The 26,604-nt window shown below is 59.6% G+C and carries 19 protein-coding genes; 10 read left to right on the top strand and 9 right to left on the bottom strand.

Features of this window, described 5'->3' with window-relative positions; all coding sequences use genetic code 11:
• Positions 1-61 precede the first annotated feature (61 nt).
• Positions 62-1,173 (top strand): IS3 family transposase gene (locus tag K2W61_RS08130; protein WP_419761594.1). Its coding sequence is split into 2 segments (ribosomal slippage): positions 62-314 and positions 314-1,173, totalling 1,113 coding nucleotides; the frame shifts between segments, so codons are not numbered across the junction.
• A gap of 258 nt (positions 1,174-1,431) precedes the next feature.
• Here the strand turns inward: K2W61_RS08130 and K2W61_RS08125 are convergent.
• Positions 1,432-2,835, bottom strand: coding sequence for a hypothetical protein (locus K2W61_RS08125; RefSeq protein ID WP_236755404.1), 1,404 nt, complete (start codon positions 2,833-2,835; stop codon positions 1,432-1,434).
• 583 nt (positions 2,836-3,418) lie between these two features.
• On the opposite strand from K2W61_RS08125, the gene K2W61_RS08120 reads away from it, so the two are divergent.
• The 7 genes from K2W61_RS08120 (at position 3,419) to K2W61_RS08090 (ending at position 18,398) form a co-directional block, all read left to right on the top strand.
• On the top strand, positions 3,419-4,669 hold the full coding sequence (locus K2W61_RS08120) for a hypothetical protein (protein ID WP_236755403.1): 1,251 nt from the start codon (positions 3,419-3,421) through the stop codon (positions 4,667-4,669).
• Positions 4,666-5,520 carry a DNA adenine methylase gene (locus tag K2W61_RS08115; protein WP_236755402.1) on the top strand — a complete coding sequence of 285 codons (855 nt, stop codon included), beginning with the start codon at positions 4,666-4,668 and terminating at the stop codon, positions 5,518-5,520. Before K2W61_RS08120 ends, K2W61_RS08115 begins: the two co-directional genes overlap by 4 nt.
• Before the next feature lie 70 nt (positions 5,521-5,590).
• The gene (locus tag K2W61_RS08110) at positions 5,591-6,766 is read left to right on the top strand and encodes a hypothetical protein (protein WP_236755401.1); all 1,176 of its coding nucleotides are present in this window, start codon (positions 5,591-5,593) and stop codon (positions 6,764-6,766) included.
• A 675-nt stretch (positions 6,767-7,441) separates the two neighbouring features.
• Positions 7,442-7,774: a hypothetical protein gene (locus tag K2W61_RS08105; RefSeq protein ID WP_236755400.1), complete on the top strand. Its 333-nt coding sequence runs from the start codon at positions 7,442-7,444 to the stop codon at positions 7,772-7,774.
• Positions 7,775-8,230: 456 nt separating this feature from the next.
• Positions 8,231-16,810, top strand: a complete 8,580-nt coding sequence (locus K2W61_RS08100; RefSeq protein WP_236755399.1) for a two-partner secretion domain-containing protein — start codon at positions 8,231-8,233, stop codon at positions 16,808-16,810.
• 9 nt (positions 16,811-16,819) lie between these two features.
• Complete coding sequence (locus tag K2W61_RS08095; protein WP_236755398.1) at positions 16,820-17,320, top strand: hypothetical protein; 501 nt, start codon at positions 16,820-16,822, stop codon at positions 17,318-17,320.
• A gap of 613 nt (positions 17,321-17,933) precedes the next feature.
• Positions 17,934-18,398 carry a hypothetical protein gene (locus K2W61_RS08090; RefSeq protein WP_236755397.1) on the top strand — a complete coding sequence of 155 codons (465 nt, stop codon included), beginning with the start codon at positions 17,934-17,936 and terminating at the stop codon, positions 18,396-18,398.
• Between the two features lie 967 nt (positions 18,399-19,365).
• Here the strand turns inward: K2W61_RS08090 and K2W61_RS08085 are convergent.
• Positions 19,366-19,767, bottom strand: a complete 402-nt coding sequence (locus K2W61_RS08085) for a type II toxin-antitoxin system VapC family toxin (protein ID WP_236755395.1) — start codon at positions 19,765-19,767, stop codon at positions 19,366-19,368.
• On the bottom strand, positions 19,764-20,036 hold the full coding sequence (locus tag K2W61_RS08080) for an antitoxin (RefSeq protein ID WP_175134305.1): 273 nt from the start codon (positions 20,034-20,036) through the stop codon (positions 19,764-19,766). Before K2W61_RS08080 ends, K2W61_RS08085 begins: the two co-directional genes overlap by 4 nt.
• Positions 20,037-20,349: 313 nt before the next feature.
• Between K2W61_RS08080 and K2W61_RS08075 the strand changes: the two genes are divergently transcribed.
• Positions 20,350-20,736, top strand: a complete 387-nt coding sequence (locus tag K2W61_RS08075; protein ID WP_236755394.1) for a YkvA family protein — start codon at positions 20,350-20,352, stop codon at positions 20,734-20,736.
• Positions 20,737-20,749: 13 nt separating this feature from the next.
• Here K2W61_RS08075 and K2W61_RS27725 read toward each other — a convergent pair whose 3' ends face one another.
• From K2W61_RS27725 to K2W61_RS08050, 6 genes are all read right to left on the bottom strand, one after another.
• A complete protein-coding gene (locus K2W61_RS27725) occupies positions 20,750-20,881 on the bottom strand; it encodes a hypothetical protein (RefSeq protein ID WP_272909279.1) in 132 nt (43 codons plus the stop codon).
• Positions 20,882-20,999: 118 nt separating this feature from the next.
• A complete protein-coding gene (locus tag K2W61_RS08070; RefSeq protein WP_236755393.1) occupies positions 21,000-21,632 on the bottom strand; it encodes a LysE family translocator in 633 nt (210 codons plus the stop codon).
• A 36-nt stretch (positions 21,633-21,668) separates the two neighbouring features.
• Positions 21,669-22,187 carry a DUF4189 domain-containing protein gene (locus K2W61_RS08065; protein ID WP_236755392.1) on the bottom strand — a complete coding sequence of 173 codons (519 nt, stop codon included), beginning with the start codon at positions 22,185-22,187 and terminating at the stop codon, positions 21,669-21,671.
• A gap of 8 nt (positions 22,188-22,195) precedes the next feature.
• The gene (locus K2W61_RS08060) at positions 22,196-22,786 is read right to left on the bottom strand and encodes a cysteine hydrolase family protein (protein WP_236755391.1); all 591 of its coding nucleotides are present in this window, start codon (positions 22,784-22,786) and stop codon (positions 22,196-22,198) included.
• Positions 22,787-22,902: 116 nt separating this feature from the next.
• Positions 22,903-23,814 carry a hypothetical protein gene (locus K2W61_RS08055; protein WP_236755390.1) on the bottom strand — a complete coding sequence of 304 codons (912 nt, stop codon included), beginning with the start codon at positions 23,812-23,814 and terminating at the stop codon, positions 22,903-22,905.
• A 140-nt stretch (positions 23,815-23,954) separates the two neighbouring features.
• The gene (locus tag K2W61_RS08050) at positions 23,955-24,686 is read right to left on the bottom strand and encodes a FadR/GntR family transcriptional regulator (RefSeq protein WP_175134299.1); all 732 of its coding nucleotides are present in this window, start codon (positions 24,684-24,686) and stop codon (positions 23,955-23,957) included.
• A gap of 209 nt (positions 24,687-24,895) precedes the next feature.
• On the opposite strand from K2W61_RS08050, the gene K2W61_RS08045 reads away from it, so the two are divergent.
• On the top strand, positions 24,896-26,287 hold the full coding sequence (locus K2W61_RS08045; RefSeq protein ID WP_236755389.1) for an MFS transporter: 1,392 nt from the start codon (positions 24,896-24,898) through the stop codon (positions 26,285-26,287).
• The last annotated feature ends 317 nt before the right edge of the window (positions 26,288-26,604 follow it).

Genomic DNA, 26,604 nt, shown 5'->3' with positions numbered 1-26,604 from the left:
GGGTATCTCAAAACTAGAGTAAGGTCGCTTCAGGCTCTTTTTGAAGAAGGAGCAGGACGCGATGAAGAAGTCACGCTACTCCGAGGCGCAAGTGACATACGCACTGCGCCAAGCAGAAGCCGGTACGCCTGTATCGGATGTTTGCCGCGGATTGGGGATATCAGAGGCGACGTTCTACAACTGGAGGAAGAAGTACGGCGATCTTGCGGCTAGCAAGATTCGTCGGCTGCGCCAGCTTGAAGAGGAAAACGCGAGGCTCAAGCGGGTTGTGGCCGACCTGACTTTGGACAAGCATATTCTGCAGGACGTGATCCGAAAAAAGGTCTGACGCCGACACGCCGCCGGGAGGTGGTTCAATGGATCCTGGACGTGCATCAGGTAGGTGTCCAGAGGGCGTGTCGGCTGGGTCAATTTTCCAGCGGCAGTTGGTATCGCAAAAGCAGCGCGCGAGATCAGTCGGCATTGCGGATGCGCATTCGAGACATCGCGATGAGCAGACCGAGATTTGGTTATGAGCGGATTCATATCCTTTTGCGCCGAGAAGGTTGGCAGGTCAATCTCAAGCGAGTCCATCGCCTGTACCGCCTGGAAGGGCTGCAGGTTCGGATGCGCGTCCGCCGCAATAAGCGGTTGAGTCTGCATCGGGGGCCCGCACCGCAAGCAACAGGTGCTGGGCAGCGCTGGAGCATGGATTTCGTGCATGATCAATTAGCTGACGGGCGAGCGTTTCGGGTGCTGACCGTCGTGGATAACTGGAGCCGTGAGAGTCCCGTGTTGGAGGTGGGTTTTCGGCTAACCGGTGACAGCGTGGTTCAGGCGCTCGATCGAGTCGCCAAGAGGGTTGCTTTGCCGGCCAGTATCACCGTCGACCATGGAACAGAATTCACGTCCAAAGCACTGGATTTATGGGCTTGGGAGAACAAAGTGTTGCTGGACTTCACTCGGCCGGGCAAACCCACAGATAACGGCCTTTGCGAGTCGTTTAACGGCCGGCTACGGGATGAGTGCCTGAACGCGCATGAATTCCTATCGCTTGAGCATGCGAAGACGGTCATTGAAGCATGGCGTGCTGATTACAATGACCACCGACCCCATGGCTCCCTCGGCATGCTGACCCCGAGTGAATACGCCAAAACACAGCAGGTCAGCCTGCCTGAGCCGACCGAATTCTAGTTTTCAACTGCTGCGAAACGGGGGTGACGTCAATATGCCAGCGTTGAATGTGACGGCTGAGGAGATTGAGGCGATGCTGGCGCAGTTGGATTGATCGCGCGAGCGCGTAAAGGTTGAAAAGAGGTTGAAGTAAAGAGCACTTTATTTTACACCATCGTTACATTGCGTATTTTACTTTTATTGATAGCGTCGCGCAGAAACGGGGCTTATGATATTTATTCACGAGTCATGGGCACTATTAAATATGCACGCGCAATATTAAAAAAGTTTGTTGTTTATATCACTTGCTAAGTTCTTGCCGGTACGATGGTCGCTACTAGTTTTTGAGAAAGAAAAAGTGTAACGGCCATCACCTTGAAAAATGGCCTTGTAGTGCTTTCCATCGTCAGTGAGATCAAAGCCGAGGCGACCCAGCGCGTTCCGGGTTTTTGCATCCATTTCTTGGTAAGTCTTGAGTAGAGTCTTGATCTCGTTTCCTAGCGCTTGGCCCGCGCCAGATGCAAGGTTGGCCGTAATCAAGTCTTGCAGTACATGTTGACGACGACTGCCCTCGCGAGCACTGCGGCTCGCATCCCTGAGGGCTTCTATGATGATATCCGCGATCTCGTGTTGATACAGGTCTTGTTCATTGCCGCGTTGGATTAGTCCGTCTGCTGAGGACTGGTTCGCCACAGAAAGTCGACGATTTTCAGAGGAAAGCCGAGATACCTCCTCCTCGGCCTCTTTTGCGCGTGCTTCTTTTGCTGCTAGGTCTGCGTCAAAGGCCTCAATATATGCGTGAAGTTCAGTGGATCCTGCGGACTTAAGTTGATCAATCCGATTGCGAGCCACCGCCTCCTTGAGGTTAGACCACGTACACGGAGTTGCCAGGCGCCGGTTAGACAAGGCAATGCGGATGTCCCTTGCAACCTCGAATTGCAGCGCTCGCGGATCAGGGGTTTCGTCATCTAGAAAGTATGCTTTTCTAGACTGAGAATTCGGCCAGTACACACCAACGGTGCCGCCAAACACATTTCTTGCCCGGGTTAAACCTTTCACTTTTATGGAAAAGGTCCTGGACGGTTCTACCACCACGTGGGCCATACCCGAAACTGATTTCGCTAACACATCAGGGTCAATTAGATGCCCACCCCGGAAACCGGTGCTTACATAAACGATGGGAAGCGAATTATTTGCGGTACCGAGAATGAGATCTGCGGCAACTTCTGCCTCTTCCTCTCCTAGTCGAAATGGGCGGTCCGTAACTGGAATTTCGCCATCTGTACCTCCACCAAGTTGATTAAGTGCTTGCCGAATGAAGTACGGCTTTTTGGGCGGAGGTAGCCTAGCAGCAGTGCTCAAAGCTTCACAGACGGTTTGAATGCTGAGGCTTTGTTTCTCATGTGTCTTAAACGTAACTATGGCAGTTGTCCACTGAAGTCCTTCTTCCATTCGTACATAGTGCAGACCGCCAATCTCAAAATCTCTTCCACCAGCTCTCGCCAAAGTTACTTGTTCATCCCCGATAGTGACGATGCGTTCCCCCTCTTTTGGTAGATCCGACAGATCAGATCTTTGGGTTTTGGTGTGTGGACTTCCTGCTATCCACTCACACGCAAGGCGCATGACTTCTTCGACAGTGTTCTTTGAATCGATCGGGAATTCTGTGGAAAAGTGAGCCATGTCTGTGCGTTGAAGGTAGATGACTAATATTAATCGGTGTTGGCCGCCATAACAGGCGGTACCAACGTTCGCATTTTGTGGGCGAAGATCTGTCGGTGAGGTCCATGTTCAGATCGTCCCACCTGCGAAGACTGGGAACTTATGTGCACGAAACTAATGTCTGAATACTATTTATTGGTGACGCCGCTTGAATAGCGATAAAAGTGGCCTGTTCGTTGATAGATTCTAGAACGAATCTGTTTCAATTGGTAGGTTGGAGGCTCCAATAGGAGAAACCGTTAAGTGATTGGGAACAGTTCTCGTGATGAGTCAAAAAGACAATGCCCCGTTCGCATGGAAAGCCAAATCAGGGTAGGGTCCGTCCCCTGTTAAGTTCGCTCGGCGAGTAACCGCCGTAGCAATTTCTTGCGTGTCGAGGATGGGATGTAAGGGTTTACCCTTATGTTTTGTCTATTATGATAAAAATTATTTAATTTGTACTATTCTAGTTACTCAAACCATATTTTTGTGCTTAAGCGCCGGTTCGTACGATCACAAGCACGGTGAATAAGTGCCTTTTTTGACATCCGCTAAGGAGGGGCTCATGAGTCAAAAGGTTACAACGTTCCATCTTAAGGATTTAAGGCTCTGGACAGAAAACCCTCGTGATGTGATTGATGCGCGAGCAAGCGACCAAACTATTGTTGATAGAGCAATTGCTGATCAACGGGGAAAATGGACTCTTCCGAAGTTGGCGCAAGAAATGGGGGAGTACTACGATTTCAGTGAATTACCAACGGTAGTTTTGCATGGGCAGACTCCGATCGTTTATGACGGAAATAGGAGAATAATTCTAGGAAAAATAAAGCATGGTCATGTTAAGGCCGATGGCATTGACGTTGCCGCTATTCCCGATTTTCCAGAAAAAATTCCTTGCAATTTATGTTCGCGAGATATAGCTCTCGCAAATATTTTTAGAAAGCACGCTGATACAGGTTCATGGCAGCCGTTGGAGCGTGATATTTTTCTGCATAAATTCATGGGAAAGCCAAAAACGCCATTTTTAATGATGGAAGAGAATACGGGTTTAATTAGTAAGAACCCACATTTGAATCAACGTTTCGTGAAGGAGGAGATTTTCCGTCCGGATACGCTAGAAGAATTAGGAATTTTTTTGGAAGATGGGAAGTTACTGAGCAAGTTCGACCCGAAGGAAACGAGAGAAATACTCGAAGATATTTCCGAGAAAATTAAAAATAGGACAATTTCGACGCGCAAAAATAGAGGGGATGTGCTGGGTGTGTTGAACCCTGATAATAGACGTGTTATTGATTCCGGCAAAAAAAAATCGGCTAAAGAGGTTGATCTTAAGAATGTCACAGAATCGACTCCTCCTAGCAATGATGGGCTGCGGCAAACCAGGCGCGTAAGAGGAAAGGGGCATGAGATATTCGGAGGTCCTCTGTATTTAAACGCCGGAGATGTCAGCAACCTGTATCGCGACATCGCTGACCTACATAGATACTACAGAGAAAATAAGAAAGATCTATCCGCGATGTTCCCTTGCTTGATCCGCATGGCCCTTCGCTTGCTCACCGAAACAGCAGCAAAAGATAAGGGGAAAGATTTAAAAGCCTATGTAAGTTCACATTTTCAAGCTGCAAAGAGTACGCTTGATACTAATGCAAAGACAACGCTTTCTAATCACAACGTGAATGAGGGAAGCCTGGTGCAGCTATTGCATACTGGCGCTCACAATTATTCTGCCGCCGCAGGTTTGGATCAAACTATTGCAGTGTCCGTTATAATTGGAGCAATACTAACTGATTCACATGGTAAGGCAGCCAAGTCGTGAGCCGCTATTGCTCCCCGTTACGATATCCAGGTGGGAAAAATTCCATTTTTCCATTTGTCTCCAATCTTTTTTATGAAAACGACCTTGTCGGCGTCGCATATGCGGAACCTTATGCGGGGGGGGCCGGACTTGCATTGCGCTTATTGTTCGAGGAGTACGTGGATCGAATATATATTAATGATTTGGATCCTGCGATTTACGCGTTCTGGAAGACTGTTCTCGAAAGATCAGATGAGTTGTGCGATTGGATAGGCCAAGTAGAGGTTTCAATGCACAATTGGCATTACTTTAAGAAGCAGCAAGGCCAAGATTTAGATTTCTTTGAAATCGCGAAAACAACATTTTTTCTCAATAGAACTAATGTTTCTGGGGTGCTAAAGGGAGGGGTTATTGGTGGTTATGAGCAGAAGGGAAAATTTAAAATAGATGCTCGCTTCAATAAAAGCGATTTAATAGCAAGGATAAGAAAAATCGCGCGATTCAAAGATAGAATAAATGTGTCAAATCTGGATGGGCTGTCCTTCGTAAAAAAAATGGATGCCATGCGGGAAGAGGTATTTATATATCTGGATCCTCCTTATTTTCAAAAAGGGTCTGATTTGTATATGAATTTCTACTCTGAAGCTGATCACAAAAAGCTATCTAGGCATGTTGAAAAAATAAAAAATAAATGGATGGTGTCCTATGATAATCACGACTTTATTTTGAATCTTTACGCCGACCGAAAAAAGGTCATGTACAAACTCTCGCAAAGTGCCTCCAATCGTGTCGGAGATGAGGTTCTAATATTTTCGGAGAAAATATCGTTTGATCAGGCGGTTTCTTCGCTAAGCCAACCTGTCTACATTTAGTAAATCGCAACGGCTGTTTGGTGCAAAATGCTAATAATAAAAATCTGCCCCATAGTCTGAAAACTTTGTGGTGAAACGAAGTTCGTATGTGCCGGCCGAGGTGCATTGTTCAGTTGTTTTTACTCTTTTATTCCGGCAGGAAAAAATGGTTGCACCAGAAAAATCAGAAACCTCAAATTCTAATAACAGGTGGTGGGAGTCTTATCTCGTTAGATATTTCCTGGGATTCGTGGTTGGCGCCATATGCATTGCAATCATTGTGGTATACGGTGGCCTGATACCCGGGGCACTATTTGTAGCAAATGAGGCGTCACGGGTAGCTTCCACTGAGCCCAAGTACGGGGTGACATCAATTGTCGTGGCGGTTGCTTTGCTGGGACTAGCATATTGTTATGTGGCTAGCACTCCGATTACTGTTTTGCATGCGGGGCGATATAGCAAGGGGGCGGCCGACAGGCTGTCGCGGTTCTTTTGGTTCGGTTGGGTTTTTGTGCTAAGCATTTTAATGTTTTTCCCACAGTTGGCGAAAGTTCAGTTTTCATGTGCATTATTTTCTTATGTGGTCACGTTTTTAATTTCTGCTCTATTAATTGCCTTTTGGCGATTTGATAAGGGCGAGCGTGTTAATCATGCAAGCAATGCGGTTGTCGATAGGTCGAATGCAATAGTGCCTGAGCCGGGGGGCGTTGATTACAGAAAGCGTGATTATCTACTGGTTTTTATATTTTCCTGCGCAATCTGGTCTTTCTCTCAATTCATTCCTCTATACTTTGGGGTTGAACCGCAGATATCCGATATTAGGCTTCTTGTAATCGGGGCGCCTGTTGTTTGGATTGGTCTTGCGCAGTATTTTGTGCTTTTTAAAATCTTCAGTGGCTCGAAGGATAACTACGAATTCTATAAGAAGCTTTTTGCAGCAAGGCGTAAAGCTGGAGCGAGAGATGTGCGTGATACATATTCCCATCTTCGCGAGCATTCGAATGCGGTCTTCATTGTGGCCGTTGAAATTAGCATGCTTGCGCTAGTGCTCGGTGGTATGAGGATAGATCGAGCTGTCGCTCCAATTTCTCATTGGGATAGCGTGACCTTTTGGCTATCGGCATTGGGAATTTGGATCGTGCCCACTATATTTATGTGGTCGCGAGCAAATGCGATGGAACGATACTTTTCAGAGAATTCCGAGCAGTTTCTCGCTGAAGAAAATGATACGGCGAGGAGCGATGCACATGAGGTAAGTGGCATCTAGTTTTTAATCGCGCCAATCTAATTACTATGCCGATATTATTTGTGGAAATTCTCGTTCAGCAAGTGTGAATGTCGGTTCTCCATGAATGGCGTTTGATAAGGCGGTGCCGCTCGTTCGGCCTTGCATTGAGAAAGCTATTGAAGTGCCAGGCTGGATTACGATCGGGTAGGTCTGGACGTATAACCAACAGTGGTCGATCTTACTTGGGATGACTGTCGCAAGTGGGATAAGTAAGGAATTCGGCCTAGTCGATTGGTGATGCAGGAGAGGCCAGGGATCGACCTACCTGCCTGGTTGACCATCGCTACAGAGAAGCTTGTTGACGTCACATATCAATCGCTGCTGTTAGTCAGATAGTGGCGTTTCTGCGTGGTAGACCGCCCGTATTCCAAACTATCATTCCTCACCCGTACAGCCTCTTTTACGGTCTATACTTTCTCGACTACCACACCAACGGTAGCCCCGGTTTGGAAGCCGGCAATGTCTTTGGCGGACCGCCGCCGCTTGGCGGCTTTTTCACGTCCGTATGCCTTTGCACGTCCCTATGGGCGGGCCCTGGCGAGGGTGCGTTCGCGCACGCCGGTTTCCAAAGACGCCGGTCTTCCAACCTTGCCTTGCGCCCGCCCACCCCATTTGGAAGTGGGGAGCGGGCTTCATCAGTCTTTGGAGCCTGTCATGCAATCCCACCCCCTCACCCAAAACCCCTGGCTGGTCGACACCGACCCCGAACACGGCCCGGTCCCCCTCTCCCACCTCTACAACATCGAACGCGCCCGCTACGCGATCCAGACCATCGCCCGCCTGGTCGGCAACAGCGCCTTGGAACCCGCCGCCACCGGCAGCCAGCCGCTGGACGCATGGACGGTGGCCGCGTTGATGGGCGGCGTGGAAGGCCTGTGCGAACACCTCGGCACCCTGACCGACGCCATGCTGGAATCGGCCCGCGCCTACGCCGATGACGCCGCCTTCGACGCCGCCACGCACACCGCGCCGCGCTCGATCCAGTAACCCGAAAAAGACCAACGGCCTGCCGCGCAACGCGTCAGGCCAGTTCCAGGCCACCAAGCGTCAGGCCCCCCATCCCCCAAGCATCAGGCAGCCCCAGCCACCCTCACCCCGCCTGTCGGAACGCCCGCCGATACCCCTTCGGGCTCGTCCCCACGATCTCCACCGGAGAATTCGTCCCCCTCATGATCGTCCGTATTGGCGGCGTCATTCCGCAATGATGCCTGCCCGGTAGCCGAGACGAACGCGTCCGCCGCACGCCCATTCCGTGGCGTTGGATGGCCTCGATCCAGCGCGATGGCTGCCGCTGCGCGGATCGCCCACACAACACGCCATTCATCCGATTTTCGTGCGTGTCTCGCCGAATCTCGGATCGTTCCTACGTCTTGTACGAACGGAGCGCGACTAAAAACGAAGTCCTGCATGGCGCTTTGCGAAACGCGCAATTGCCGATCCCAGATGTCGCCGCTGATTTGCCGCGGGCAACAGGATGTCCCCGCGGCCATCAAGACGCTTGCGCTGTCCTCCCTCCAGGCCTTCTTCAACCGAGTACGCATGATGTCCAAGCTCCGTTCCCTGATCGTGTGGTCCGTGGTTTTCACGCAGGTCTGGTCGCCGGTGCTGGCGCAGACGCTGCCGATCGCGGTGGACAGGAGCGTGCCGGGCGCTAAGCCCTTCGTGGGTGTCAGCAATGGCGTGCCCGTCATCAACATCGCGCCGCCTTCGGCCGGCGGCGTGTCGAATAACCGCTACACGCAATTCAACGTCGGCCCGTCTGGGGTGGTGCTCAACAACAGCGGCGGCGCCAGCCAGACGCAACTGGCCGGGCACGTGGCGGGCAACCCGATGTTGGGCAATCGGCATGCGGGCACCATCCTCAACCAGGTGACCGCGCCGAATCCGTCGCAACTGCTCGGCACGCTGGAAGTGGCTGGAAATCGGGCGAACGTCATCGTCGCCAACCCGGCGGGCATTACGTGCAATGGCTGCGGGTTTCTGAACGCGGACCGCGCCACCCTGACCACCGGCACGCCGCGCGTCGGGCCAGATGGGGGCATCGGATTTGATGTGGCGGGGGGCCGGCTCGCGGTCGAAGGGGAAGGCCTGAACGGCATGAACCTGAGCCAGATGGACCTGATCGCGCGCACGCTGGAGATCAACGCGGGCATCTGGGCGAACCGTCTGAACGTGACGGCCGGCGCATCGCGCGTTGACTACGGCACGGGCGCCGTATCCGCGCAGGCGGGTGATGGCCCTGCACCCGCCGTGGCGCTGGATACGGCCGCGCTGGGCGGCATGTACGCCAACAGCATCCGCCTGGTTGGCACCGAGGCCGGCGTGGGAGTGAACATCGGCGGCAATCTGGCGGCGTTGACGGGCGCCCTGTCGGTCGACGTCAACGGTGATGTCCGTATCCAGCCGTCGGGGCATATACAGGCCGCTACCGACTTGGCGGTACGTAGCGCGGGCGATGTCGCCAACGCAGGCGAGGTCGCCGCGGCCGGCGCATTGGCGTTGGATGCCGCAGGCAGGATCGCCAACAACGGGGCCATGTCCTCGGGCGCAGGCAGCCGCTTCGTGGCGGGCCGGTTCGATAACGTGGGTGCGGCGACCGTCGGCCTGCAAGCGGATGGCTCGGTGCGGCCGGCCACGCTGGACGTGCAGGCCGCGCGCATCGGCAATGCGGGCACTCTGCTGGCCGGCGGCGATGCCCTGTTGCGTGGTGACACCCTCGATCTGTCGGACGGCCAGTTGGCGGCCAGCGGCGTATTGGCCTTGGACGCCACGGGCGCGCTCGTCAACCGAGGCGGTGCGCTATATGGCGCATCGGTCTCGCTGCATGCCGGCAGCCTGGACAACACGCTTGGCAAGCTCACCAGCGGTGGCGTACTCAATGGCCACGTGGTCGGCGCCATCGATAACGGCGGGGGCACGATCGCCGGCGTGGATACGGTAGCGCTTGGCGGAAACGTCATCGTCAACGCGGCTGGTGGCGTGGTGTCCGGCCGTGCCGTGGCGATCAGCGCCACCCGCCGAATCGATAACCAGGACGGCGTGATCCAGGCCAGCGACACCGTACGTATCGATAGCGGTGGCACGTTCCACAACCAGGGCGGCAAGCTGCTTGGCGGCGACATCGCGCTACAGGCGGCCGATATCGATAACCGCGATGGCGTCCTGCAGGCGCAAGGCCCGCTGGCGGTCGCCAGCGTGGGCGCGATGCGGAACCAGGGCGGTCGCGTATACGGCGGCGTGGTCGGCATCGATGCCGGCAGTCTGGTCAACACCGCAGGCAAGCTCGCCAGCGCTGGCGCCTTGGACATTGCCATCGCGGATCGCCTCGACAACACGGACGGCACCTTGCTCGCTCAGGGCCGCGCTACGCTGGGCGCGGCAGACATGTTCAACGAACGCGGTCACGTCGCGGCCGAGAGGTTGTCGTTGGATATCCGAGGCGACCTGCGCAATCAGGGCGGCAGCGTCTACGGGGGCGTGGCCGACATCCGCGCCGCGGGCGTGCACAATGCGCGAGGCAAGATTCTTGGCGCTGGTGAACTTACGCTGAATGCCGGCGGCAAGATCGACAACGTGGGTGGCACCTTCGCCGCCGAGGGCGTGGCATTGCTGCGTGCGCAGGAGGTGGCGAACGCAAACGGCCTGATTGCCGCCGACGCTCTCACTCTTCAGACGCAAGGCATGCTCGACAACCGTGCCGGACGGATCCAGGGAGACGATGCGCTGGTCCTGCGCGCGAGCCACGTGGACAACCGCGACACGCTGGCCGACGGTATCGTGAGCCGTGTTGCCGGCGCCACGGACACCCGCGCGGCCGATACCGATCCCCTCCCCGTTCGCCTCGGGTTGGCGGGGACGCGTATCGCGCTGGAGACGGATGCCTTCGACAACCGGGCTGGCCGCATCGACGCCGGCCGCGAACTGGACCTGACCGCCGGCGCGCTCGACAACGACGGCGGCAGACTCTCATCCCAAGGCGATGCACGGCTTCAGGTCGGTGATCTGCGCAATGCCGAGGGCGAGCTGGCCACGGCCGGGTCGCTGGCCTTGGCCACCGGCACGCTGCACAACGACGGCAAGCTGCACGCGGGGCATGACTTGCGGATCACCGCCGACGCACTGACCAATGGCGCGACGGGGGAACTCATTGGCCTGCGCGGCATCGACCTCGCTATCAGCGGCGATCTGGCCAATGCCGGCCTGATCGACGGAGGGTACAGCCACATCCGTGCGGGCAGCCTGCGCAACAGCGGGCGCCTCTACGGCGACCGCATTGCCATCCAGGCGCCGGTGCTGTTGAATGACGCCGACGCCGTCATCGCCTCGCGTGGTGATATCGATCTGGGCGTGGGCACGCTGACCAACCGCGAGCATGCCCTGCTGTACGCGGCGGGAGACCTGCGGATCGGGCGCGAGTTGGATACCGCAAGTCTGGCGACGGGCCAGGCGGACACGGTCTCGAACGTATCCGCCACCCTCGAGGCCGGCGGTGACGCCCGCATCGCCGTCGATCGCATCGAAAACCTCAATCCGCATTTCACCAGCGAACAGGTCCAGGTCAGCCATGCCGACCGCAAGATCTACTACCGGCTGGAGAACGGCACCGAACTGCTGGACGGCGCCACCACGTGGCTATGCGATTCGGTCACCACCTCGTGCGGCAAGGATCCGGTGTTCCTCAACGACGACCCCGACCGCAGCCTGTTGCTGCCGTCGGCCAAGTATCCGGAGTCGCGCTACGGTCCGCCGTTCGACTACGTGCCTCGAATCAAGGGCGAAGAGGGCGTGGACGCACCTATTCCCCCAGCCTATGCGTGGGTACGGTCAGGGGGCGTACTCTCGGCACGCGTTCCTGTCCCTCGCTACCAGGCCGGCGATCGCGTCTGGCAAGTGTTCGGCGTGGACGAACCGATGCCCGTTCCCGTCCCACAGCAAAGCCAGTGCAACACCGATGATTGCACAAAGGCAGCCACCGCAGCGCGCGAAGAAGCGCTGGCGATCAACAAGGCGCGCCACGACGAACTGCAAGCCAGAATCCGCGCCTTCAACGCCGACTTCAATAACCGCCTCGTTCGCAACTTCTTCTATTACATCGTGCGCGAGGACGTCAGCGAGACTCGCGTCACGTCGTCGGACCCCGCCAGCATCGTGGCCGGTGGCGATGCCGCCTTCAGCGGTGCGGTCATCAATGACAAGAGCCGCATCGTAGCGGGCGGTGCCTTGACCGTGAATGGCCCGGGCATCGACAACCGGGGCGCGCCCGGCGAAACGCATATCGAGCGGGTCGGCTCGATCGTGTACACGGTTACCCGCCGGCGTCATCGCAACGACTCCTGGGGGCACTACGAAAGTGTCACCGACCCCGCGCGTCTGGACGTGGCAGTCGGGTCGACGATGGACCACGCCGCATTGCCCGACAGCGGTCATGCTGCGCCGCCTGCCGCGCTTCTGTCGAATCCGCCGGCCAGCGCGGCACCGTCCCGGCGGCCCGTCGCACGCATCATCGACGTGGGCGCTCCGGGCAATCAGACGGTACGCGTGGTCACCCTGCCGCCGGTATTGCCAACCAACAGGCTGTATCAAGTGGTCGCCTCGCCGGATGCGCCGGCCCTGGTCGTCACCGACCGCCAATTCACCGGTTCGCGCAGTGCCGTCTCCAGCGACATGCTGCTGCGTCGCCTCAACCAGGACCCGGGCCTGACGCTCAAGCGCCTGGGCGATGGGTTCTACGAACAGCGGCAGGTGGCCGAGCAGATCATGCTGGCCACCGGCAGCCGCTTTGTCGGCGACTACGCCGACAATGAATCGCAGTACAAGGCGCTGCTCGCGGCCGGCGCCGACTTTGCCGGCCGATTCGACCTGACGCTGGGCACCGCCCTTACCGAAGACCAGATGCGCCGGCTGACCGGCGACATCGTCTGGCTGGTCGAGACCACCGTTACGCTGCCCGACGGCTCGCGTCAGAAGGTGCTTGCGCCCCAGGTCTACCTGGCCGTCAAGCCGGGCGACCTGCGCGGCGACGGCACCTTGATCGCCGGCCGCGATACCCACATCGACGTGGCCGGCGACGTGACCAACAGCGGCACGCTGGGCGCGCGCCGCGCCCTGGTCATTAACGCCGGCGACCTGCGTAACGTCGTCGGCACCCTGCAGGCCGGCGGCATCGACCTGAACGCCCGCAACGACATCCACGACCTGGCGGGGCTGATCAAGGGCGGCGCCATCGCGCTCAAGGCGGGCCGCGACATCACGCTGTCGGCTTCGACCCGATCCAGCGCCAGCGGCGGCGTCTCCAGCACCCGCATCGACGGCGTGTCGCGCATCGACGCCGGCACGCTCGACATCCAGGCCGGGCGTGACCTCTCGGCCCAGGCTGCCGTCATCGACGCCACGGGCGCTGCGCGCATCCAGGCTGGCCACGACATCAACCTGACCAGCGCCGAGACCCGCTACGCCGAATCTTTCCGCTACGACAGCCGCAACCGCGCCGAGATGCGCGCCGCGACCGATGTTGGCACGCGCATCGCCGCGGGCGGCGACCTGACGCTGATCGCCGGCAACGATGTCAACGCCCGCGCCGCCGATGTCTCGGCGGCGGGCGGCCTGGGCGTGAACGCGCAGCGCGATATCAACGTGCTGGCGGGAGACTCGGCCGGCTACACGTACAACGAGACCTACTTCAAGGAAAAAGGATTCCTGTCCAGCAAGAAGACCCATCGCAAGAGCGAGACGGATTGGACGCGAGGCGTGAGCTCGACCTTTGGCGGCGACACGGTCGCGATGCTGACCGGGCGTGACATGACCGTCCTTGGCTCGAACGTCCTGGGCGACCGCGACGTCGGAATTGCCGTCGGCAGGGACTTGCAGGCCCTGGCCAAGGGCGAAACCTACAAGGACTACCAGTACGAAAAGGTCAAGAAGTCGGGCTTGGGTGGCGGTGGCGGATTCAGCATCGGCTACAGCACGCAACAGCGCACCGATTGGATGCGCGGCGCCAGCGGGGGCTATTCGGCCAGCACGGTGGGCAGCGCCGGCGGCAACCTCGGTATCGATGCGGGACGCAATGTCGATGTCATGGCCAGCAACCTGCTGGCCCAGGATGGCAACATTTCCGTTGCCGGCAGCAACGTCGCGGTCCGCGCCGGCGTTGGCGACGCGCGGCAACACGAATATCACGAGGTCAAACGGTCCGGCCTGACCATCGGCGTGGCTGGCGGCATGCTGGGCGCGGCCCAACAGATTCAGGGAACCTTGCAGCAAGCCGGCGAGGCCAAGGATAGCCGCCTGGCCGCCGTCAAGGTCGGGCAGGCCGCCTATCAGGCCGTGCAGGCCAATCGGATGATGGAGGCTGCAAAGGCCGACAACGCATCGGCGGCGCAGAAGGAAGCCGCCAGCGCCCAGATCCAGATCAGCCTGGGCGCCAGCAAATCCGTTAGTGAAACCAGGCGCACCCAGGACACCGCCTTCGCCTCATCCGTTATGGCCGGGGGCAATCTTTCTCTCATGGCCGCGGGCGAAAAAGACGCTGCAGGCACGGGCAACGTGTCCATCATCGGCAGCGATCTGGCCGGCAGGAACATCTTGCTGGCGGCCACCGATGACTTGATTCTGCAAAGTCAGGCCGAGACCACCACCGAAGTCTCCACCAGCAAGAACAGCGGCTGGAAGGTCGGTGTCGGCATCGGCGTGTCCGATAGCGGTAGCGGCGGCGGCATCAACGTCTTTGCCAGCGGCTTCGTGGGCAGTGGCAAGGCCCATGGCAACGGCACGACCCATCGCGAGACGCAGGTCAGCGCGCGAGACAACCTCGCGCTGATTTCCGGCCGGGACACCTTGCTGGAGGGCACCCAGGCGCGCGCCGACCGCATCCGCGCCGATATCGGCCGCAACCTGACACTGGCGAGCCAGCAGGATTCGGATCGCTACGACGCCAAGCAGAAGCAGGTCAACGCCGGGGGGAGCTTCAGCTTTGGTTCGATGACAGGCAATGCCTATCTGGGTGCGAGTGTCGGCAAGACCAAGTCCAACTACGACAGCGTCGTCGAGCAGACGGGGCTGTATGCGGGCGCGGGCGGTTATGACATCCACGTGGGCAAGCACACGCAATTGGACGGCGCGGTCGTCGCCAGCGATGCCGATACGGCGACAAACCGGCTGTCCACCGAGACGCTGGGATTCCGCGATATCCACAACACGGCGCAATACAAGTCGACCACGGTCGGCATCAACCTGGGCATGTCGGGTGCGTTCGACAAGCCGAACAAAGGCGCCGCGCTGGGCGCCGGGCCATCGGGATTGAGCTTCGCCAGCACCAGCGGCAGCGAAACGGGCACGACCCGCGCGGCGGTGTCTGCCGGCATGCTCGAGGTGCGCTCGGACAAGGAAACGGGCCGAGATAGCACGGCCGGGTTGAGCCGGGATACGGCTGGGGCGAACGGCAGTATTGGGAAGATCTTCGACAAGGACAAGGTCCGCGAGCAACTGGAGTTCCAGCAGGCGTTTGGGCAGTTGGGGATGCAGATTGCGGGGGATGTTGCCGATAGGCTCACGGCGGACGATCAACAACTCTGGGGCGAGGGCAAGCCTGGGCGCATGGCGCTGCATGCGGCCATCGCCGCGATTGGCGCGGCGCTGGGCGGTGGCGATGTGGCCGGCGCCATCTCGGGCACGCTGGCCGGTGACGCGGCCTCTGACCTCTTGCGCGATCAGGTCAATCAGGCGGTTGCTGGTTTGCCGGCGGATGCGCGCGATCAGGTGTCCAAGGTCATTCTGAACGTCGTGGCGAGCGCGGCGGGGGGCGCGACCGGCGGTATGAGCGGCGCCTCGGGTGCGTCGTTGGCCGATATGTACAACCGGCAACTGCATCCTGACGAAGGTTCGTTGATCCGAAAAAGCGCAAAGCGCTACGCCGAAAAGAATGGGATATCCGTTTCCCAGGCCGAGGAAGAACTCACCGCGCAGGCGTTGCGGCAGACCGATTCCTGGGCCGCTGAACACTATGACGAGAACCAGAAGGCCCGTGCATTCCTGGCGGAAATCGCATCGGGGACCCAGGGACCGGGTTTTGTCTATTTCGATGGCAACGCGGACGCCTCGTACGGGCATGCGCTGGTATTTGCCGGAGGTATCAAGGAAGACGCTGATCTGGCCGATCTCTACGATCGCGCAGGGGCCTGGCGGCAAGCAGGGAAGCGCTCGCCGCGCAATGTACTGACGCGCTCGAACCTCGCGTTGATTGAAGCGGCGCAAGACGTCGACAGTTACTCGACTCACCCCGATGACGTGGCCAAGCTGATCCGGACTTTGCAGGACGAGCGTGAGATCGCGCAACGCGCGGAAAAGTACCCATTGGTCGGGGTGTTTGATAGCACGCTGGCGACGATCGATCTCATCCAGCGTGGCGGTGAATATGACTTACGGTCACTGCCGATAGAGGATCGCATAGGGGTCGGCTTGGCATTGAGTGCCGGCCTGGATGGGACGCTCTCGATTGGCCAACTGCGCGGCATCGTGGCGAAGGGCAAGGCGTCGATAGCGTCAACGATCGGCCTCAAAGCGACGGGAAATCCGCTGGCCGATGCAGAAACGGCCGCACTTGATCGCATTGCACGGAACCCCAAAGGGCCTGATCACGAAAACAAGGCTCCCAATAGCGCTGTCAACGCACAAGCGCTTATTGATTTGAAAGCAGGAAAGCTGCCTGGTACGCCCAGAAAGGGCCCGGGTTCGCCAAGAAGTATGCCAGGCAGTGCAAACCCCAACGCTACTGCGGAGAATTTCGCGGAGCAGATATTTGAGGGGGCCAGGATCGACAAGTTGTTATTGGACGACTGCCCTGGTTGCTGGGTGGCCAAGACCGCAGATGGCACATTGGTTACTTATCGTCCTGCGGGTCAGGCTGGCGCCAGAACATCCTCGACCACCGCGACGGTAGAGATCAATAGCGATGTCATTAAGGCACTGAATGCAGATAAAAAAGGCGCAGGTAATATTCTAAAACTTAAATTTCCGGTGAAAAAGTGAGGTGGCACCATGAGTAATATTTCTCCCAAGTACGCAGCAATTATTCAAACTGAGTTCTATCAATTGACGTTTGATGACTATTCCCCCCGCGGACTCTTTGGCACCATTCCTTTTTTGACGAATTTTTCATCAGAATGGCAGTACGTTGTTGAAATTATGTATAGGTGCTTAAAGGTTGGTTATTGGAATCTTTGGAATGAGGGGTGGATGAAAGCACGTCAATTGCGGAATTACGAAGATTTTTGCAACAAACTATCCCAATTCAATCCAGATAAGATTTCGGACGAAGGGGCGGTATATTGGCTACAACCTCTCATTTATGCCTCCGATTTGGGCGAGCAATTGGTTGAAAAGTATAACTTGGCTCCGTTAGAAGACTATGAGGAAGGGGGGGATAGTTTTGTTTGCAAGCCAAATTTTGTTTGCAAACCATTTATCGATGAAATCGAGAATACTTTTGCTGAAAACAATATTCCTTGGGGTAAGAAACTTTTTCCGGTGAAGGCGTAGGGATGCGGGCAGGAAGCACTTTTGCGGCGGGGGCACATAATATTAAGTAAAGACCTCCTGGAGAGTAGTTTTGATGCATTTAATGAAAACGGACTTCACTGCCTTTGGGGTGCTGGTAATTTCTGTGCTATCGCTGGGCCTCACGTGGTTTTTATTTGGACGAAAAGAAATAAAAGGATGGCTTGGGGGATTCATGTATTGGTTCAAGTCTTCCCTGGTAAGTGGGTTGCTCGTGTTCATGTGGATGTGCATACGTTGGCCAGGGGTGAGCAAATGGCCGTTGGCATTATTGTCTCTTGGGCTTGCAGGATTTATTACCTTATGTAGATCGAATGCGATCCTTCTATTATTTTTTTGGTAGCGGGCGCAGTCGCTGTCAATTTTCAGTGGGGGATGGGGGTATGATTTTTCGATCTTTCATTCGCAAGGGGATCTCAAACGCTGGCTACGAGGGTCGTTATTGTGCGTTGGCGCGATATTGGTCTGGCTTGGGTTGGAATTTGATATTTTTGTTTTTACGTTGATCGGAATGGTTGTCGAGTCGGTTGGAATGTACGCAGCGAAGGCGGCCATGACCAATGCTAAGCCGTCCCGGGAAAAGTGAGGTGGCACCATGAGTAATATTTATCCCGATTACGCAGCACGTATCCAATATGATTTCTATCTATTGACCTTAGATGACTATCCACCCATTTGGTTCGCTGGCACTTCTCCTGGCGCATGGCAGTACGCCGTTGAGATTATATATAGATGCTTGAAAGTTGGTTATTGGAATCTTTGGAGTGAGGGGTGGATGAAAGCACGCCAATTGCGGAATTACGAAGATTTTTGCAGCAAACTGGCCCAATTCAATCCACATAAGCTTTCGAACGAAGGGATGATGTATTGGCTAGCACCTCTAATTTACTCCTCCGATTTGGGCGAGCAATTGGTTAAAAAATATGATTTGGCTACGTTAGAAAGCTATGAGGCAGGGAAAGAATATTCTGTCTGCAAACCATTTATCGATGAAATCGAGAAAACTTTTGCTGAAAACAATATTCCTTGGGGTAAGAAAATTTTTCCGGTGCAGGCGTAGGGATGCGGGCAGGAAGCACTTTTGCGGCGGGGGTGCATGATATTAAGGAAAGACCTCCTGGAGAGTAGTTTTGATGCATTTATTGAAAACGGACTTCACTGCCTTTGGGGTGCTGGTAATTTCTGTGCTATCGCTGGGCCTCACGTGGTTTTTATTTGGACGAAAAGAAATAAAAGGATGGCTTGGGGGATTCATGTATTGGTTCAAGTCTTCCCTGGTAAGTGGGTTGCTCGTGTTCATATGGATGTGCATACGCTGGCCTTGGGCGAGCAAGTGGCCATTGGCATTATTTTCTCTTGGAGTTGCGGGGTTTATTACCTTAGTTAGATCAGATGCCATTCTTCTATTTTTTTGGTAGCGGCCGCGGCTGCTGTCATTTGGCAGGAGTTGCAGATATCAAATTTGGAATGCTGGCTGGATTTGGTATGTCGGCTTTGTTTTAAATGGGTAGAAGAACGTGCTTATAGAAAATGGAAACTTCAAGCGCTTGGTACGCGGCCTACTCTCCCTTGTGGGCATTTCGTTGCTACTTGGTGGGCTTAGGTATGGCTCCTACCTCGTGATTTTGTTGGGCTTCTTGATCGGTTCAGTCGGGATGTACGCATCGAAGGCGTCGATGCTAGGCATCAAGCCATTTGCTGGTCGCCCCAAGGTGCAGTCAAGGTATGGCGGTGACAATTCTGATACGCCATAGAACCCGAAGCCGAAGTTTGGCCAGAAAGCGATGAATGAGCCAAGCGGCCCACGCGCTCCGTTATTTCAAGGAGCGGCGAAAGGAACTGATATCTGAGGATTGCCAATGGGGGGAGCAGTTGGGCAGACCGAACCTCAACGCCTCCAAGGCTGGTGGAGGGGTGATCTAGCCTTGAACGCGGCCGAAGTTGCTCCGTCGAATGGAGCTATTGCAGATTGGCGGTATGGGGCGCGTGGTCTCGATGCTGCAAAAGAACGAGACGATGTGCTCGATTCAGGCCAGCCAGTTTTCCAGGACGAGCCCGGGGATGCGTTCGAATTCCCGGGTATTACCCGTCACCAGCGTCAGCCCGAGCGTGCAGGCGTGCGCGCCTATCCACAGATCGTTTGCGCCAATCGGCTCGCCAGCGGCTTCCAGTTCGGCGCGCAGGTTGCCGCACTTGATGTCGACGGGCACATCCAGGGGCAGGACGGGGAGCGCGCCCAACAGGCTTTCGACTTTCGCTTGCAGCTTCGCGGACCCCTTTTTGGCGCAGCCGTAGCGCAGTTCCGCCGCGACGACGACACTGGTGAAGATCACCTTTGGGCCTACGCGCTCGATGTGGCGGGCCGCCGGGCCGTTGGGATCACGCAGCAGCGCACTGATGACGTTGGTGTCCAGCAGATAACCGCTCACAGGACGTCCTCAGGCTTGAGCGGCGCGTCGGCGATGTCTGGAAATTGGTCTTCCGGCCCAAGCGGTTCGTCCTGCCGCCATTGGGCCAACAATTCCACGATGTCGCGCGGCCCGTTTACCGGTTCGATGATGAGCTTCGTGCCCTCACGATGGATCAGCACGCGATCACCTGGCAATTCGAACTCTGCGGGAATGCGCACCGCCTGGCTGCGGTTGTTGCGAAAGAGCTTGGCTTCGCGGGGTTTGGCGGGGGAGGTCGGAATCGTCATGGCGTCTTCCTTTTGGCATATGCCAAATTGTATATGCCATGGACGAGGAAGAAAAACCGGCTCGATAAAGGGGGACTGGCTTGGCATGGTGGTCGTCTATCGTCGGCCGCAAACGCTGCAACCGACTTTTGCAGTCCATTGAAGGTAGTACCAGGGTTGCTCATCCCACATAGCTACCGGTCTGATTTGCCACGGATGTAGATCAGACCCCCTGCACAAACGCCAGCCTATATGGATCGCCCGACTGTGGTTTTATCCTTCGGGTTATCAACCTGGAATTCATCGCCGTTCCCCGAGCCGCAGAGCCCATCCCATGTCAACCCGCGACCGCCTCCAAACGTGGGCCCGGCGCGTCAAGCGCGACGGCCTGATCCTCTGGTTCGCAGCAAAGCATCCCCGCACGCCATGGCACGCCAAGGCGCTGGGCGTGTTCGTGGTGGCCTACGCCCTCAGTCCCATCGACCTGATTCCCGATTTCATCCCGGTGCTGGGTTATCTGGATGACGTGCTGTTGCTGCCGGGCCTGATCTGGTTGGCCGTCAAGCTGTCGCCGCCCGATGTTCTGCAGGAATGCCGCAACCAGGCGGACGCGTGGATGGACGCGAAGCGCGAAAAGCCGCGCAGTCGGGTGGGTGCCGTGGTGATCGTGGCATTGTGGACGGCGGCGGTGGCGGCGGTTGGCTACTGGCTATGGCGCTGACGCGGCGCCCGGTTCAATCTTCCAGAAACCCGAGCCTGCGCAGTTCCTGGATCGCGCCCAGCTCTTCATCGCGCCGCTTCTTTGGCGTGCCCATCGGCGCCGTCAGCAGTATGGCCGGTTTGTCGGATTCATCGAGGCCGCGCAAAACGCTGTCGGCAACGGGAAACGTCTTCGTGTAGGTGCCGGTCGTGAAAATGCGCGTTGCCCTTGTCCAGGGCCATGCGCAATTCCTGGCCTTCGATCTTTTGCATGGAGCGTGCGTGTCAGTTGCGGCTGGCGGTGGCCAGGCGCAGCGCCAGCGCCAGGAAGACCGACCCCAGCACGTATTGCGGCCAGCGCGACACGCGTTGGCGGCCGGCCCAGCGCCGGCTGAGCTGGTGCGCGGCGAGGATGACGGCGCCGTTGATGAACAGGCCGATGACGTTGAGGATGGTGGCCAGCACCAGGATCTGTATCGCCACCGAGCCGTCCTGCGGGCGCACGAATTGCGGGAATAGCGCCAGCACGAACAGCGCCATCTTGGGGTTGAGCAGGTTGGTCAGCAGGCCTTGCAGGAAGACTTCGCGCACGGGCGAGCGGGCCCGGCCGGCATCGGGCATGTGCGACACGGGGCGCGAGCGGAACGCGCGCACGGCCAGGTACAGCAGGTAGAGCGCGCCGACGAAGCGCACCGCGTCGTACGCCATGGGCACCGCCACGAATAGCTGCGACAGGCCAAAGGCGGCCAGTAGCGCGTGGCAGTAGGTGCCGGCCTGGATGCCGGCCAGCGAGGCGAAGCCGGCGGCGCGGCCCTGGGCGGCGCTGCGCGAGGCGATCAGTAGCATGTCGGGCCCGGGGGTCATGGCCAGGGCGACGCAGGCGCCGCCAAAGAGGACTAGCGTGGCGGGATCGAGCATGGAAGGTTCTTCGGCGGGCGGGGCGTGGACGGGGTCTTAGCGGGGCTGCTGGGGCAGGCTGCAACCGGTGTAGAACGTCTGGCAACTGGTGCCGCTGTCTTTTGCGCAGGTTTCCATGGCGCGCATGCGGGCCAGTTCTTCGCTGGCGGCGGTGGCGGAACGCACCATGACGCCACTGCCCTTGGGCGACGGGCCGTAGGCGACCGCCACGCACTGGTCGCGGTAGCTGATGTTGATCTCGCAGCGGGCGCCGCCCTTGGCGGTGCATTGGGCCAGCGCGTCTTTTTCGGCCTTGGCCTTGCTGGCCCACTCGGCGGCGATGCCGATCACGCCCGAGGGCGCGTCATAGGCGACGGCGCCCCAGCGCTGGGCGTCGCGCGAGACGGGGGCGGATGGCCCGTCCGCGCGGATTTCGCCCGGGATCGGCACGCATTGCTGGCCGGGCGTGACGGCGCTGGGGGTGTAGCCGGCGGGGCAGCCGTGCTCAGCTTGCACCGTGGCGGCGAATGACAGGTTCAGGGCGATGGCAAAGGAGGCAATGATCAGGGTACGCATGGGTCAACTCATTCGTTCGATAGACCGCCCAGCAGGGACAGGGCGGCGTCCAGCGACAGCACGGTCGTGCGTGACTCGAAAGCCGTCGCGAACAGGTGGTCGTGCACCACCGGGTCGGGGTCGTAGCAACAGTCCTTGACGGTCAGCAGGCGGTAGTCGGCGTCGCTGGCGTGGGCGATGGACGACAGCATGACGCCGGTGGAGGCCACGCCCACCATGATCAGGGTGTCGATGCCCTGCGCCGACAGGCGCGGTTGCAGGTCGGTGCCGAAGAACACGCTGGCGCGGTGGGCGAGGATGACGGGTTCGTCGTCGCGCGGGCCGAGTTCGGGCGAGACGCGGTCATGCACGAAGCGGCCCAGTTGTTTGATGCCCTGCCCGTTCTTGTTGCGCGGACTGACTTCCGGGTAGCCTGGGCTGAAATGGAGCTTGGCGAAGTAGACGCTCACACCGGCGCGGCGGGCGGCATCGCAAAGTTGCCGCGTATTGGCCAGCAGCGTGGGGGCGACCGACGGGAACAGGTCCATGATGTCGGTCTGGTAATGCATGACCAACAGGGCGCTGCGCGCCGGGGCGATGGCCAGGGGCTGGGCGGTCATGTGTCGCTCCGCGAAGAGGGTCGTCATGACCTGTCAGTGTAGCGGCAGTCGGGCGGCGTCGGGGCGCGCGGCGGCGCGGATCGGGTGATTGGCCCGCGCGCCTTCCGCGTTGTCGTCTATTTCTCGGCGTACTGCTTGCCGGCTTCGTCGTAGACGTAGGTGACCGCGTCGGCCGCGCCCAGTTGGCGGGTCTTGCCCGGGCCGGCGATCTCGGTGCCGCTGGGGGTGACGGTGATGCGAGGCATGTCGCCGCCGGGCTGCGCGGCAAAGGTCAGCTTGCCGGTCCTGGCGACACAGGGCATGACGTCGCCGTCGGCGCAGGCGGCGCTGTTGTCGTCACCGGTGTTGATGCTGCCGATGTAGGCCCAGACCTTGTCCTTGAGTTCATCGCGCGGGCCGATGTTGAAGACGAACAGCGCGTAGCCCTCGAAACTGGTGCCGTTATCGAAGCCTTGCGTCGGCACGGCCAGCACCAGCTTGCCGGCGGGCGTGCGGTATTCGAGCGGCTGGCGGCGGGTGTCGATGGCTTCGGGCCGTTCGTAGGCGCCGAACATGCCGATGGTGTGCTCCATGCCGCGGAATTTCCAGGGGCGCTCGGGGCTGGACCCGGTCAGGGTGAAGGTGGCTTCGGCCAGGTTGACCTGGGTCTCGGGGCCGGCTTCGTCCTCGCCGGGTTTGCCGTAGCGCTCGCGCGTGTCCCAGGTGAAGCCGGTGAAGTACTGCGTGCCGCCCAGTTCGAAAGCATGGCCGAACCAATAGGTGGCGATGCTGCCGTTGGCCACTTCGTACGAGTCGGCGCCCTTGCCGTCGATCTGGTAGATGGCGTACATCACCGCGGGCGCGTCGGGGGGCGCCACGGCGGCCGCCTGGGCGGTTTGGGTGGCTTGCGCGGCATCCAGGCGCGCCGCGGGGCCGGCGGCCAGGGCGGCGGGGCTGGCGGCGGCGGTCACGGCGGCGGCGAACAGGCCGGTCAGCGCGCCGCGCAGCAGGCGGGCGCGGGAGGGAGTGTCTTGCGGACGCGTTTTCATGTTGGAGATCTTCTTGTCGGCCTTCGGTATGGATGCGCCGCGGCGCGGTGCGGCGCCATGTTAGTGGCCTGCCGCGGTTGGCGTCGAACAGCAGTTTGCCAATTGTGTCGGACTGCAATCGTGGGGCGGGCTGCGGGGGCTCAGCGCCCGGCGGCAGGGCCGAAGCGTTCCAGTTTCTGCACGTCCAGGCCCATGCGCCGGCCCGAGGCCAGCAGATGCGCGGCGGCGGCCTGCCGCGCGCCTTCGGGGTCCTTGGCCCGGATGGCGTCGAACAGGCGCAGATGTTCCTGTTGCGCGGGGCGCGGTCCGCCGGCCAGCCGGGCGGAATTCTGCCAGCCCATTTCGCGCGCCTTGAGCAGTTGGCCTTCGATGAAGCCGCTGAAGGCCACCAGGTAGGCGTTCTGGGTCGAGCCGGCGATGGCGGCGTGGAAGTCGACGTCGGCCTTGGACGCGGCGGGATAGTCGCCGGCGTGCCGTTCCATGCGCGTGAGCGCGTCGCGCATGCGCGCCAGGTCGGCGGTCTTGCGGCGCAGGGCGGCGGCTTCGGCGGCGGCGGTTTCCATCCAGAAGCGCAGCTCGAACAGCTGCGCCAGGTCCTTGGCCGAGGCATCGCCGCGCGGCAGGCGCAACACGCTGCCGGCGGGGTTGGCGGCGACGTGGGCGCCCACGCCCTTGGTGGTGACGAGGATGCCGTCGGCCTTCAGTTGCGAGACGGCTTCGCGGATGACCGGGCGGCTACAGCCCAGCGTGCGCGCCAGTTCCTGTTCGGCCGGCAGGCGCGAGGCGGGCGCGAAGCGGCCTTCGGCGATCTCTTTGCGCAGGGCCGCGATGACCTGGTCCACCAGGGTCTGCGGACGCTCGATGACTTGCATGTCTGCTTCCTATCCAAAGGCGCAACAACGCCGGCGGGCAGCGCCATGGCGTCATGATATCGCTTCGCCCGGCGCCGGGCGCGGTCCCGTTGCGGGGCGGGTCATGCCTTGCTATGCTGTCTTACAGCCTGACAACCGACCGCCTTCCCCGCGCCCTGCCACGGCCGTATCCGCCGCGCGCCCCGGACGCCGCCCAGGAGCCGTCCCGCATGTCGTCCTCCTCTGAAAGCACCCTGGCGTTGCCGCAGATCGGCGACGGCCTGCCGGGCCGGCAAAGGCTCTGGGCGGTGTCCACGCTCATCCTGGGCAGCGCCATCGCCACGCTCGATACCTCCATCGCCAACACCGCGCTGCCGACCATCGCGGCGGACCTGCGCACCACGCCGGACGCGTCGATCTGGATCATCAACGCCTACCAGATCGCCATGGTCGCCACGCTGCTGCCGTTCGCGGCGCTGGGCGACATCGTCGGCCACCGCCGTGTCTACCTGTATGGCCTGCTGGTGTTCACGCTGGCGTCGCTGGCCTGTGGCGTGGCCGATTCGCTGCCGATGCTGACGGCGGCGCGCGTGCTGCAGGGCGTGGGCGCGTCGGGCATTCTGGGGGTCGGCACCGCGCTGATCCGGCTGACGTTTCCCAGCAGTCAGATCGGCCGCGCGCAGGGCATCAATGCGTTCACCGTGGCGGTGTTCTACGTGGTGGGGCCCTCGGTGGCGTCGGCGGTGCTGGCGGTCAGCACGTGGCACTGGCTGTTCCTGATCAATATCCCGCTGGGGGCGCTGGCCATGGCGATGGCCTGGCGCACGCTGCCGCACAATCCGCCGCGCAAGGCGCCGCCGCGTTTCGATGGCGTGGCGGCGTTGCTGCTGGGCGCGACCTTCGCGCTGGCCGTGCTGGCGCTGGGCGACGCGGCCCACCATGCGGGCTGGGCGCGCATCCTGCCCGAGGCCGCCGCCGCGGCGCTGTGCTGCGCCCTGCTGCTGCGGCGCCAGCGCGCGCATCCGGCGCCCATGCTGCCGGTGGACCTGTTCCGGCGGCCGCTGTTCGCCATGTCGGTGGCCACGTCCGTGCTGTCGTACGCGTCGCAGGGCTTGGCGCTGGTGGCGTTGCCGTTTCTGTTCCAGATGAGCCTGGGGCGTTCCGATGTGCAGACGGGCCTGCTCCTGACCGCCTGGCCGGTGGTGGTGGCGGTGACCGCGCCGCTGGCCGGCTTCCTGTCGGAACGCCGTTCGGTGGCGCTGCTGGGCGGCGGCGGGCTGCTGGTGCTGTGCGTCGGCATGGTGCTGGTGGCGCTGCTGCCGGCGCGGGCGTCGGATGCGGACATCATCTGGCGGCTGGCGGTGTGTGGGGCCGGCTTCGGATTCTTCCAGTCGCCCAATCTCAAGGCCTTGACGACCAGCGCGCCGGCCGAGCGCAGCGGCGCGGCCAGCGGCATCATCCCCACGGCCCGGCTGATCGGCCAGGCGTCGGGGGCGGCGCTGGTGGCGGCCTGTTTCACGTTGCTGGGCGCCGCAGGCGCGCAGGCGGCGCTGTGGATCGGCGCCCTGCTGGCGGCTGTCGCGTGTGTTGTGAGTTTTTTACGGATTCTTGCACGTGAATGACGGCGCGCGCGGACGACGCGGCGATACGCGCCGCGCGTGCGCGAAACGGCGGTTGCAACCGTGCGCACGCCTATACCTATGGATAGCTTTTCCGCTCAGATAGGACGCCTATTATGTGACATGCGATTGGACCCGATAGCCATCGAGAGCGGGTGGACAGCAGCCGGGGCGGCGCGTGTTGCGCGCCTGTCCGCGGCCTGTACCGCCTCCAGAGAATGGCATCGGTGCCAACGCGATAGTCTCGTCCCGGCACGGACAGCGTTGCGCCCCGATACGCCTTTCAGCGGGCGGGGTGCCTGACGCCTGCTCCACACAAC

The sequence above is a fragment of the Achromobacter pulmonis genome (assembly GCF_021733725.1).
GTDB classification, from domain to species: domain Bacteria; phylum Pseudomonadota; class Gammaproteobacteria; order Burkholderiales; family Burkholderiaceae_B; genus Achromobacter; species Achromobacter pulmonis.
The sequence above is the reverse complement of the archived record's forward strand: the minus strand, read 5'-3'. Positions and strand labels throughout refer to the sequence as shown.

Coding starts and splice junctions, on each gene's coding strand:
- K2W61_RS08070 (WP_236755393.1), bottom strand. CDS start 21,632: ATGCTCGATCCCGCCACGCTAGTCCTCTTTGGCGGCGCCTGCGTCGCC.
- K2W61_RS08060 (WP_236755391.1), bottom strand. CDS start 22,786: ATGACCGCCCAGCCCCTGGCCATCGCCCCGGCGCGCAGCGCCCTGTTG.
- K2W61_RS08080 (WP_175134305.1), bottom strand. CDS start 20,036: ATGACGATTCCGACCTCCCCCGCCAAACCCCGCGAAGCCAAGCTCTTT.
- K2W61_RS08065 (WP_236755392.1), bottom strand. CDS start 22,187: ATGCGTACCCTGATCATTGCCTCCTTTGCCATCGCCCTGAACCTGTCA.
- K2W61_RS08090 (WP_236755397.1), top strand. CDS start 17,934: ATGAGTAATATTTATCCCGATTACGCAGCACGTATCCAATATGATTTC.
- K2W61_RS08050 (WP_175134299.1), bottom strand. CDS start 24,686: ATGCAAGTCATCGAGCGTCCGCAGACCCTGGTGGACCAGGTCATCGCG.
- K2W61_RS08120 (WP_236755403.1), top strand. CDS start 3,419: ATGAGTCAAAAGGTTACAACGTTCCATCTTAAGGATTTAAGGCTCTGG.
- K2W61_RS08045 (WP_236755389.1), top strand. CDS start 24,896: ATGTCGTCCTCCTCTGAAAGCACCCTGGCGTTGCCGCAGATCGGCGAC.
- K2W61_RS08095 (WP_236755398.1), top strand. CDS start 16,820: ATGAGTAATATTTCTCCCAAGTACGCAGCAATTATTCAAACTGAGTTC.
- K2W61_RS08100 (WP_236755399.1), top strand. CDS start 8,231: ATGTCGCCGCTGATTTGCCGCGGGCAACAGGATGTCCCCGCGGCCATC.
- K2W61_RS08125 (WP_236755404.1), bottom strand. CDS start 2,835: ATGGCTCACTTTTCCACAGAATTCCCGATCGATTCAAAGAACACTGTC.
- K2W61_RS08105 (WP_236755400.1), top strand. CDS start 7,442: ATGCAATCCCACCCCCTCACCCAAAACCCCTGGCTGGTCGACACCGAC.
- K2W61_RS08055 (WP_236755390.1), bottom strand. CDS start 23,814: ATGAAAACGCGTCCGCAAGACACTCCCTCCCGCGCCCGCCTGCTGCGC.
- K2W61_RS08075 (WP_236755394.1), top strand. CDS start 20,350: ATGTCAACCCGCGACCGCCTCCAAACGTGGGCCCGGCGCGTCAAGCGC.